The sequence below is a fragment of the Psychrobacter sp. FME13 genome (genome assembly GCF_014861395.1).
Classification (GTDB): Bacteria; Pseudomonadota; Gammaproteobacteria; order Pseudomonadales; family Moraxellaceae; genus Psychrobacter.
Genome location: NZ_RRYV01000105.1, coordinates 1 through 10,521 on the forward strand (window position 1 = coordinate 1; position 10,521 = coordinate 10,521).

At 43.1% G+C, this 10,521-nt stretch carries 11 protein-coding genes; 4 read left to right on the top strand and 7 right to left on the bottom strand.

The window, feature by feature from the left end; all coding sequences use genetic code 11:
- Positions 1–233: 233 nt before the first annotated feature.
- The 4 genes from EI164_RS11450 to dcd all read left to right on the top strand — a co-directional run bounded on the left by EI164_RS11450 (position 234) and on the right by dcd (position 3,662).
- Complete coding sequence (locus tag EI164_RS11450) at positions 234–1,034, top strand: 3-hydroxybutyrate dehydrogenase (RefSeq protein ID WP_192520091.1); 801 nt, start codon at positions 234–236, stop codon at positions 1,032–1,034.
- A gap of 256 nt (positions 1,035–1,290) precedes the next feature.
- Positions 1,291–2,514: an iron-sulfur cluster carrier protein ApbC gene (gene apbC / locus EI164_RS11455; protein WP_192520092.1), complete on the top strand. Its 1,224-nt coding sequence runs from the start codon at positions 1,291–1,293 to the stop codon at positions 2,512–2,514.
- Positions 2,515–2,525: 11 nt separating this feature from the next.
- On the top strand, positions 2,526–2,957 hold the full coding sequence (locus tag EI164_RS11460) for a hypothetical protein (RefSeq protein ID WP_192520093.1): 432 nt from the start codon (positions 2,526–2,528) through the stop codon (positions 2,955–2,957).
- A gap of 129 nt (positions 2,958–3,086) precedes the next feature.
- Positions 3,087–3,662, top strand: a complete 576-nt coding sequence (gene dcd / locus EI164_RS11465) for a dCTP deaminase (RefSeq protein ID WP_192520094.1) — start codon at positions 3,087–3,089, stop codon at positions 3,660–3,662.
- 79 nt (positions 3,663–3,741) lie between these two features.
- Here the strand turns inward: dcd and EI164_RS11470 are convergent, their stop codons facing one another.
- From EI164_RS11470 to EI164_RS11500, 7 genes are all read right to left on the bottom strand, one after another.
- Positions 3,742–4,179 (bottom strand): ClpXP protease specificity-enhancing factor, encoded by a 438-nt coding sequence (locus tag EI164_RS11470; RefSeq protein WP_192520095.1) that lies wholly within the window; start codon positions 4,177–4,179, stop codon positions 3,742–3,744.
- Positions 4,180–4,310: 131 nt separating this feature from the next.
- Complete coding sequence (locus EI164_RS11475) at positions 4,311–4,925, bottom strand: glutathione S-transferase N-terminal domain-containing protein (protein ID WP_192520096.1); 615 nt, start codon at positions 4,923–4,925, stop codon at positions 4,311–4,313.
- 212 nt (positions 4,926–5,137) lie between these two features.
- Positions 5,138–5,854, bottom strand: a complete 717-nt coding sequence (locus EI164_RS11480; protein ID WP_192520097.1) for a cytochrome c1 — start codon at positions 5,852–5,854, stop codon at positions 5,138–5,140.
- A complete protein-coding gene (locus EI164_RS11485) occupies positions 5,854–7,059 on the bottom strand; it encodes a cytochrome b (RefSeq protein ID WP_192520100.1) in 1,206 nt (401 codons plus the stop codon). Before EI164_RS11485 ends, EI164_RS11480 begins: the two co-directional genes overlap by 1 nt.
- Before the next feature lie 22 nt (positions 7,060–7,081).
- Positions 7,082–7,666 (bottom strand): ubiquinol-cytochrome c reductase iron-sulfur subunit, encoded by a 585-nt coding sequence (petA, locus tag EI164_RS11490; protein ID WP_192520098.1) that lies wholly within the window; start codon positions 7,664–7,666, stop codon positions 7,082–7,084.
- A gap of 458 nt (positions 7,667–8,124) precedes the next feature.
- Positions 8,125–10,062 carry a ribosomal protection-like ABC-F family protein gene (abc-f, locus tag EI164_RS11495; protein WP_192520099.1) on the bottom strand — a complete coding sequence of 646 codons (1,938 nt, stop codon included), beginning with the start codon at positions 10,060–10,062 and terminating at the stop codon, positions 8,125–8,127.
- A gap of 139 nt (positions 10,063–10,201) precedes the next feature.
- On the bottom strand, positions 10,202–10,521 hold a 320-nt coding region (locus EI164_RS11500; RefSeq protein ID WP_318779513.1), incomplete at its 5' end, for a transposase.

Below are 10,521 nucleotides of genomic sequence, written 5' to 3' on the forward strand. Positions count from 1 at the left end.
GCAAACGGGCAAAGCAGTGCTTTGCTGGATCCGTTCTCAAGGCTGATGCTAAAATCACCCCAAACGTCGTTACAAGCCTAGTTAAGGTCTCGACATTATCGTCGGCTTGCGCCTAGTTTGGTGCAATTTTAGTGATCAGCAGCCCTAATATTTGAATGTTCAACACGCCCTAATCGTTTAGCTCAATTTTTATAAAAACTAATAATATTCTTAGACCATCATAAGGAATCGATATGGCGACCCAATTACAACAAGATTTGACAGGCAAGGTAGCGTTAGTCACTGGCTCTGCAAGTGGTATCGGACGTGACATCGCCGGAACTTACGCAAAAGCAGGTGCAGCGATCGGTATTGCTGATATCAATCTCGAAGCCGCGCAGAAAGCGGTTGATGAGATCGAAGCCGTTGGCGGTCGAGCACTGGCGATTGAGATGGATGTTACCTCAGAAAATGCGGTAAATGATGGGGTACAACAGCTGGTCGATACGTTTGGCGGAATCGATATTCTGGTATCTAACGCGGGTATCCAAATCATTAACCCTATTGACAAGATGGCGTTTAGCGATTGGAAAAAAATGCTTGATATCCATTTAGATGGCGCTTTTTTGACCACCAAAGCTGCGATTAAGCACATGTATAAAGGTGATAAGGGTGGTACGGTTATCTATATGGGATCGGCACATTCGCATGAAGCCTCACTCTATAAAGCGCCTTATGTGACTGCCAAACATGGACTGCTAGGTCTGTGTCGTGTATTGGCCAAAGAGGGGGCTCAACATAACGTACGCTCACACGTGATTTGTCCAGGATTTGTCAAAACGCCGTTGGTTGAAAAACAGATTCCTGAACAAGCAGCCGAAAAAGGCATCAGTGAAGAGTCAGTGGTCAACGATATCATGCTAGTGAATACGGTCGACAAAGAGTTCACCACGGTCGACGATATTGCCCAATTGGCTTTATTCTTAGCCGCGTTTCCGACTAATGTCTTTACAGGGCAGTCCATCTTAGCCAGCCATGGTTGGTTTATGAACTAAAAAGCGAGCGACCGGTAGTTTTTGGCATCAAGATTTACCTTTACAGTATCTTATCTTTTATTATTATCATTGTTCATCACCACAAGGTCAGTCGTACTGGCGTTGTGGTTTTTTTATGCTCGTAATTCAGCTACACTATCACGATAAAAGGTTTGGCTAAAAAGCTCATAGGCTCACCTTGTTTATTGGATTATCAACGATATCTAGAGCATTGTTTTAGCCTACCCACCCACTTGTATAGGCAGTAATGGTCGCTATGTTTAATTTTATGAAAAAAAATCCCACGAAAAAACCAGAAACGCCAGAACAGCGAGCAGCTCGAGACAGTGCTGTAGACAAGGTATTGCTTGGTTATGAAGTTGGTACGGTTAGTATTGCGACTATGATTACGGGTCTTAATCGTGAAGGTAGTCAGCTCACTTTAGACTTGCGTTTGCCGCAGAACAGCAAGCCTGAAACCATTCAGCAGGAGCTTGGACAGTTACTACATCCGCATGGTATCACCACGATTCATATGAACGTGCGTCTACCAGCACCAGGGAAAGGGGCTGGTTCAACGTTGCCAAAACCAATGCCAAAGACGACCAACGCCATGGATAGTCAGAGTAATGCTGCAGCAAACCCTGATAGTAACAATAACGTCGAGCCACCGATTACGAAAGCAGCACCGACACAATCATCATTAGCAGCACATCCGCGTATTCGTCATATTATCGTGGTAGCGTCTGGTAAAGGTGGTGTCGGTAAGTCAACGACGACCGTCAATATTGCCTTAGCATTACAAAAGCTTGGCAACCGTGTTGGTGTATTGGATGCGGATATCTATGGCCCTAGTATGCCTACTATGTTAGGGGTTGCTGATGTGAAGCCGCAGCTAGAGAACGAGCAGTTTGTGCCGGTCGATGCGCATGGCATGGCGATGCTGTCTATCGGTAGTTTACTTGATGGTGATAATACACCTGTCGCGTGGCGCGGACCAAAAGCCACTGGCGCATTGATGCAGCTATATAATCAAACGAACTGGCCACAGCTGGATTATTTAGTGATTGATATGCCACCAGGTACAGGTGATATTCAGTTGACATTGGCACAGCGTATTCCGGTCACGGGTGCTGTGATTGTGACCACACCGCAGCATGTGGCACTACTGGATGCGCAAAAAGGCGTCGAGATGTTTAACAAGACCAATATTCCGGTACTTGGTGTGGTTGAAAACATGGCACTACATACTTGTAGTAACTGCAATCATACTGAAGCCATCTTTGGGACTGGTGGTGGTGAGTTTATCGCTGAGCAATATCATGTACCACTGTTAGGACAATTGCCACTTGCTAGTAGTATTCGTGCGCAAGTGGATAAAGGCGAACCAAGTGTATTGGCTGATGATGAGTTTGCGCCATATTATCTGAGCATTGCCAAAAATATTGAAGCCAATATCAATAAATTTGCCAAACCTGTCGATGATAAGCGAATTTTTTAAAAGAGAACATTGTGAGCGTAGCTATTTATCAAAGTCATTTAGATACTATCCCCAAGCAATATCAGCTCCTAAAGTTATTTCGACCGCCGATATACGTCATTGGACTGTCAAATAATCAAGTGAGTGCCGTTTGCTACTATAAAGATGGCAGTAACAAACGCCATCAAGTTAATGCGAATTTTAGCAATCGCCGAATGGTGATTGCTGATTTTTTGCTAGCAGTACAAGCTATTACTGATTTATTGCTTAAGTTTCCCAAGCATCGGTTTGGAGTAAGTGGTTTTGCAGCAGTCAATGTCACTGAAGAGTTAGCAGGCGGATTGACAATGATAGAGATTAAAGCCATTACAGAAGCCGTTTGGGCTGCCGCAAGACAAGCCAAAAGAGGAATAGTTAGTAGCACAGTCAGCTACCAAGGACAGCCAGTAGCTGTAAATGAATAGTGACTTAGAAAAATTTGGCTGGGACCTAAAAAATTAGCTGAAAATGGCTAGTATTGAATCAACGCTACTATAAATTTCGCCATCAATTCCGTATAATCGTCGCTATTAAATACTTTCTAAGGAACAAGAATGTCTATCAAGTCTGACCGCTGGATTCGTAAAATGGCCGAAGAGCATGGCATGATTGAGCCGTATGAACCAGGTCAAGTACGTTTTAATGATTCAGGCGAGCGTTTAGTTAGCTACGGTACTTCAAGCTATGGCTATGATGTACGCTGTGCGCCTGAGTTTAAAGTCTTTACTAACGTACATTCAGTCGTGGTTGACCCTAAAAACTTCGATGAAAAAAGCTTTATTGATATCGTGGGCGATGAGTGTATCATTCCGCCTAACTCATTTGCACTGGCACGTACGGTGGAATATTTCCGTATTCCACGTGATGTACTGACTATTTGCCTAGGTAAATCAACCTATGCACGTTGCGGTATTATCGTTAACGTCACGCCACTTGAGCCAGAGTGGGAAGGTCATGTGACTTTAGAGTTTAGTAATACCACCAATTTACCAGCACGTATCTATGCTGGAGAAGGGGTTGCGCAAATGCTATTTTTCCAAAGTGATGCGGACGATGTCTGTGAGACCAGTTATAAAGACCGTGGTGGTAAATACCAAGGTCAACGCGGTGTGACGTTACCAAGAACATAGATAATGTCTTGGGTAAGCTACAACACAAAAAAAGCCCGTCATATCTAATATGACGGGCTTTTTGGTGCAGAAAAACCAGTTATTTTAATACCTTTAAACCCGCTTTGTTATCACGTTTTGGCTTAGGCGCAGTAGAAGTGTTCTTTTTAACAGCAGTATCTGAGCCTTCTTCGGGCTCATAGTTGTCATATTCATTAGGGTCAAAAAACATACCTTGTGAGTTTTCTTTTGCATAGATACCCATCACCGCAGTCAGTGGTATCCAAATCTCTTGTGAGACGCCGCCGAAACGCGCACTGAAATTAATATAATCATTACCCATATGCATATTACCAGTCGCACGGCTAGCAATATTGAGTACGATACGCCCGTCTTGTACATGTTCTCTTGGAATCTGTAAATTGTCAGCAGTGGCGTCAACCATCAAATAAGGGGTAAGGAGGTTGTCTTCTATCCACTGGTATAGTCCACGTACCATATAAGGACGGGTAGGGGTAATAGAGGTCGTTTCACTCATCTGATGATTTCCTATACAAATTATGTCTGGTGATTAAAAATGTCTTATTTAGTAACTTATCACGCGATAAACGCTGTTTGATGTTGGTTTTATTTGTAGTTATTTTAGGGCAGCTTTTAATACTTGTCTAATCACTGCACGCTTTTTTGAAAGCTGCCACGCTCAAACACTCTTGTTTGATATTCGAACAACGGACGGCTGATCGCGCGTGGTAGCTCGATACCCATTTCATCTAGTCGCCATAGCAGTGGTGCTAATAGCACATCACACCAGCCAAACTCATCGGCCATAAAATAGGGTTTATGAGCAAAGAGTGGGGATAAAGTAATAAGGGAATCGCTTAACTGCTTTTTAGCAATGGCAGCTTGTGCTTTATTAAAACTGTCTGGATGCATCAATAGGCGCTTACCAAGTACAAGCCAATCATGTTGAATTCGCCAAGCCAATTGCCGAAACTGTGCACGCTCTTGTGGCGTCTCAGGCAGTAGTTTATTGGTATGATAACGCTCTTCTAGGTACTCAAAAATGACATTAATTTCATAGAGCGCAATCTCACGCTGCTGTAGTACAGGCAAGGTATGATAAGGGTTGAGCTCGGTCAAATCTTCAGGACGTTCAGAGTGTAAACGTGATAAATAATAAGCGAGATTTTTTTCTTCAAGTAATAGGCGTACCACATGACTGTTGTAGCCGTCATCAGCATATAGAATTAGCTGACTACTTGGAATGTCGTTCGCATCGATCATGAAAGCCTAATGTTAATAGTGAAGGTTGTCATCGTAAACAAAGTTGTCCTGTTTATCAAGGTAACGTACGTAAACATTGATATTGAGCGTTTTATTTGTCTATTTTGGTTGATGGAGCGTTTGGTGTTCATTATTGATTATTATAATAGAAAAAAGGCACTACCAAAGTAGTGCCTAATATCTTGCTTGGTTTTGATGTTTTTAGTATTGGCTTATTTTACATCTTTCCAGAACTCTTTATTCAATAAGTAAACTGGAATCAATAAGACCAATAAGAACAAAATAACGAAGAAACCAATTACTTGGCGGTCATGGCGAGCAGGTTCGCCCATCCATGCCATAAAGTTAACCAAATCGCCAACCTCACTCTCAAACTCTTCTTGGCTCAACTCTTCTTGCATGTTATGCAAGACATGAGGCATGGCTGCGTTCGCTAGTACTAAGTTGTTAGCACCCCAAGGACGGCTTGGATCTTCATAGAACGACAGTAGGTAAGTATATACCCAATCATCGCCACGCAGTCGTGTCTCAAGTGATAGGTCAGGAGGCGCTGCACCAAACCAAGCTGCTTGGACTTCAGGGTCAATTTCAGCATTGATATGGTCACCAATTTGATCAGTGGTTACCATTAGATACTTTTCAACCAACTCAGGTGGTATTTCTAAATCTTGAGCAATGCGAGAATGACGAACGTACTTAGCTGAGTGGCAACCCGCACAGTAGTTCATAAAGGTTTTCGCACCGTTTTGTAGTGAGCCCTTATTGGTAAAATCAATAGGGGCTGTACTACAAGCTAAATGCTCTTCGACACCATCGGCGTTTACGAATGTACCACATCCGTGACCGCCAGCTGCCATTGCAGTACCAGCAGTCAAACTCAATGCCGCGCCTAAGCCTAGACCAGCTAGGGATTTAATTAGCGTGTTCATTAGTGACCTCCGGTAACGCGTTCTGGTGGCTGTTTACACTTTTCAATGGCAGTGTAAAATGGCATCAATAAGAAGAATAAGAAATAGAGCACTGTACATATACGAGCCATGAGTGTTGCTGTTGGCGTCGTTGGCGTGGCACCTAAGTAACCCAATATGATAAAGCTGATGGCAAACACAGTCAGTGCAATTTTAGACAAGATGCCTTTATAACGTATTGAGCGTACTGGTGATCTATCAAGCCATGGTATTAAGAACAGTACGGCAATTGCGGCACCCATTGCGATAACACCACCAAGCTTATCAGGAACGGCACGTAAGATGGCATAGAATGGCGTGTAGTACCATACTGGTGCAATATGCGCTGGTGTTTTCAGTGAGTTCGCTGTCTCAAAGTTTGGTGGCTCAAGGAAGAATCCACCACCTTCTGGGAAGAAGAATACCACTGCAAAGAAACAAATAAAGAAGACCACAATACCAACCATGTCATGCACAGTGTAGTAAGGATGGAACTCGATACCATCTAATGGTATGCCATTCTTATCTTTTAGCTTTTTGATGTCGATACCATCAGGGTTGTTCGAACCAACATGATGTAGCGCCACAATATGCATAAATACTAAGCCTACCAAGACTAGTGGAATAGCCACTACGTGTAGTGCAAAGAAGCGGTTTAGGGTAATACCTGAGATGATATAATCACCGCGTACCCATTCAGCAAGACCGTCACCAATCACTGGTAGAGCAGCAGGAAGGTTCAAAATAACCTGAGCACCCCAAAATGACATGTTACCCCAAGGTAGTAGATAACCAAAGAAGCCTTCTGCCATAAGTGCTAGGTAAATACCCATACCGATGAGCCAAATAAGCTCACGGGGTTTCTGATATGAACCATATAGCAAGGCTCTGAACATATGCAGATAGACCACGACAAAGAACGCAGATGCGCCAGTGGAGTGCATATAACGAATGAGCCAACCACCTTTTACATCACGCATGATATATTCAACAGACGCAAATGCCCCTTCGGCACTTGGGTTGTACATCATCGTCAACCATATACCAGTCACTAATTGGTTGACCAATACAATCATTGATAATACGCCAAAGAAATACCAAAAGTTAAAGTTCTTTGGTGCGTAGTACTTTGACATATGGTATTCATAGGTTTCAGTCGCAGGAAAACGCGCGTCCACCCAATGCATCAATTTCTTACCAATACTCATATTAAGCCTCCCCAACCGTCAAGATAGTACCATCCATACCATATTCTGGAACAGGTAAATTAAGCGGTGCTGGAACGCCACTAAAGACACGTCCTGCTAAATCATACTTAGAACCATGACAGGGGCAGAAAAATCCGCCGAACCAGTCATTACCACCCAGATCGGCTGCGCCAACATCAGGGCGATAGTTTGGTGCACAGCCCAGATGTGTACAAACACCTTCAACCACCAAAACATCTGGTGAGATAGAGCGTTCTGTATTTTTGCAATATTCAGGTTGTAATGATGCTTCAGAATCTGGATCAGACAGCAAAGGTTTTACAGATTCTAAAGTCGATAACATATCTTCTGTGCGTTTAACCACATAGATAGGCTTACCACGATATTTGACAACAATCATCTGTCCAGCTTCGATAGAACCAATGTCTTGGGTCACTGCAGCCCCTGCAGCCTCAGCTTTAGCGCTTGGATACCAAGAACGGACAAAAGGTGTTGCCACAGCAGCGACTCCAACTGCACCAATCGCGGCAGTTGAGGCAATAAGAACTCTACGGCGTTGTACGTTAACGCCTTCGGCTTGGCTCATTAATACTTCCTCCAGGTGAATGAAATGGGATTATCCCACACTGGGTTTGTGGCTTAGAAAATATACAATATCAAGCCACTTTGGCTATGCCTAATTTTGCTAATTGTTGCTATTCTAAGCTATTTCGGTGATAAAATAAATTATTGCGTTAAAAATAAAGCAACCTCAATAGGGTATATTATAAGGTTGAAAGTGATAATCACCGCAAAACGTCTAGAGGTATTACTGTCTAACATCCATCCTTTACGAGGATTGTAGACGTAATGACCTTAAAATTAATAAGGATATTTAGCAATAGCGAATGATACTTGAAAATTAGGTAACTTTCACTATATAACTGCTTTGTAAGTAGCTATAAGTAAATAATCACCACTTCATATCATAAAGTGGTGATTATTTCTGATAATTAAGTACCTGTCACCATAAATAAGCTGCTATCGCAAAATATCAAGTATGCTTTAACCTTCAAGCGTACTCCAACGCTCTAACTTGACCATCATCTCATCTTCTATAGCCAATAATCGCTCGCTAGCCGCTGTTGCTGCAGTGATATCAGTAGTGAACCAAGAACCATCTGCCAGCTGTTCTTGCAATTGATTTTGCTCAGTTTCTAATGCTGCGATTTCTTTTGGTAGATTATCCAGTTCGCGTTGCTCATTAAAATTAAGCTTTTTGGCCACTTTATTGGGTTTTGCAGCCGTTGGTTTGCTGGCTGTTTTAACTGCGGTATTGCTTACGGGCGCTCTAGCTGCCTTGGCTGCTTGTTCACGGTTTTTTTGTACCAGATATTCTTGGTAGCCGCCAACATACTCACTGACGACCCCTTTGCCGTCTTCATCTTCGTCAAATACCCATGTTGAGGTAACAACGTTATCCATAAATGAGCGATCATGGCTGATAAGCAAAATCGTTCCGCCAAAGCTGGCAACTGATTCTTCTAATAGCTCAAGTGTCGCCATGTCCAAATCATTGGTTGGCTCATCGAGTACGAGAATGTTGGCAGGTTTTAATAGTTGTTTGGCAAGTAGCACACGGTTACGTTCACCACCTGATAGTGCCTTGACAGGAGTACGTGCACGCTCTGGGGCAAATAAGAAGTCTTGCAAGTAGCTCATGATGTGTGTCTTGCGACCACCCACTTCTACAAAATCTGAGCCTTCTGAGACATTTTGTGCCACACTAGCTTCAAGGTCTAACTGATCGCGTAGCTGGTCGAAAAATGCAATTTTTAAATTGGTACCCAATTCGACGTTACCAGATTTTGTGACTTCGTCATCAGACATATCGAGTAGAGCTTTAATAAGTGTGGTTTTACCTGCACCGTTAGGTCCGACAATCCCGATTTTATCACCACGCATGATAGTCGTGGTAAAGTCATCAACCAGCACGTTGCCATCATACTCAAGATGTAAGTTTTTGACTTTACAGACGAGCTTGCCGCTTTTCTCACCTTGACCCATGGTGATATTCACATTACCGACTTGCTCACGACGGGCGCTACGCTCTTCGCGCAGTGCTTTTAGATCGCGAACACGACCTTCATTACGGGTGCGGCGGGCTTTGATACCTTGACGAATCCAAACTTCTTCTTGCGCCAGTTTTTTATCAAAGTTAGCGTTATTTTTTTCTTCAGCCAATAACTGTAGTTCTTTTAGCTCTTGATAGCGTGCATAACCACCTTCGCCTTGGGTGACATCATAGCTGGTCAACTGCCCACGATCTAGCTCAATGATACGAGTCGATAGTTTATTCACGAACGCTCTATCATGGGTCACGAATAATAGTGTCAGACCTTGCCAATCTAATAAAAAGTGCTCTAACCACTCAATACTATCAACGTCTAAATGGTTGGTCGGCTCATCGAGGAGGAGTACATCAGGTTTGGTAACCAATGAGCGTGCTAATAGCACACGACGTTTACGACCACCTGACAATGAAGACAAGTCGTCTTCTGGGTCTAGCCCCATGGTTTTGATAAGACGAGTTGCTTCACGTTCCAAATCCCAACCGTGTACGGCATCGATATCATGCTGCAACTCCGCCATACGCTCGCAAGCAGCCATGTCGCCATTCGCACACAAATCGGTCTGTTCGTTGTAGTTGATCAACAGATCAGCAGTACGTCGGCTACCACCCATCACAATGTCTAGGATGCGACCACTACTTTCAGGTACGTCTTGTTCTAGCATCGCAATACGTACGCTACTATTAATAATAACTTCGCCACTATCAGGTTGCAGTGAGCCATTGATCAGTTTAAACAAAGTAGACTTACCTTCGCCATTACGACCGATCAAACAGACACGTTCGCCTGCTTCAATCGAAAAGTCAATGCCATCAAGAATAGGAGCAACGCCAAAAGCGAGGTGAATATCTTTTAAATGTATCAGTGCCATAGAATATCTTAAGCTTATATAATAGTGAGGTAGGGGTTGTTGCAGAATTGCTAGCAGTATAACATGCCACTACATAACTGTAGTGAGTGTAAATGGTTTTATGCACACTATTTATAGCTACTATATTTAAACCCCACTCTCAACTTGAAATAAGCAAATCAAACTGAAGAGGCGGGTTACCAAGTTTTTTATTGAGTACAAAGCACAGATTATGCGACAGAATCTTACGAATCAATCGATGAGACAAATGCCATAAATCTCTTGCTCGTACCTTTTGTATATTAAATCGTTCTGATAACTGACCAATGACTGTTTCAACGATACGGCGGGCTTTCATTAGCCGTCTTACCACAGGTTTGGGTCTATCTTCTTTCATATTAGCTCTGAGTGGCGTTTGTAAATCTACTCCTTGAGCGTCGTAGTACGATGTCAGACTCGGGCTGATATACCCTTTATCAG

Excerpts from the sequence above, each read along its gene's own strand:
- EI164_RS11450 (WP_192520091.1), top strand. The coding sequence starts at position 234 with ATGGCGACCCAATTACAACAAGATTTGACAGGCAAGGTAGCGTTAGTC.
- apbC (WP_192520092.1), top strand. The coding sequence starts at position 1,291 with ATGTTTAATTTTATGAAAAAAAATCCCACGAAAAAACCAGAAACGCCA.
- dcd (WP_192520094.1), top strand. The coding sequence starts at position 3,087 with ATGTCTATCAAGTCTGACCGCTGGATTCGTAAAATGGCCGAAGAGCAT.
- EI164_RS11470 (WP_192520095.1), bottom strand. The coding sequence starts at position 4,179 with ATGAGTGAAACGACCTCTATTACCCCTACCCGTCCTTATATGGTACGT.
- EI164_RS11475 (WP_192520096.1), bottom strand. The coding sequence starts at position 4,925 with ATGATCGATGCGAACGACATTCCAAGTAGTCAGCTAATTCTATATGCT.
- EI164_RS11480 (WP_192520097.1), bottom strand. The coding sequence starts at position 5,854 with ATGAACACGCTAATTAAATCCCTAGCTGGTCTAGGCTTAGGCGCGGCA.
- EI164_RS11485 (WP_192520100.1), bottom strand. The coding sequence starts at position 7,059 with ATGCATTGGGTGGACGCGCGTTTTCCTGCGACTGAAACCTATGAATAC.
- petA (WP_192520098.1), bottom strand. The coding sequence starts at position 7,666 with ATGAGCCAAGCCGAAGGCGTTAACGTACAACGCCGTAGAGTTCTTATT.
- abc-f (WP_192520099.1), bottom strand. The coding sequence starts at position 10,062 with ATGGCACTGATACATTTAAAAGATATTCACCTCGCTTTTGGCGTTGCT.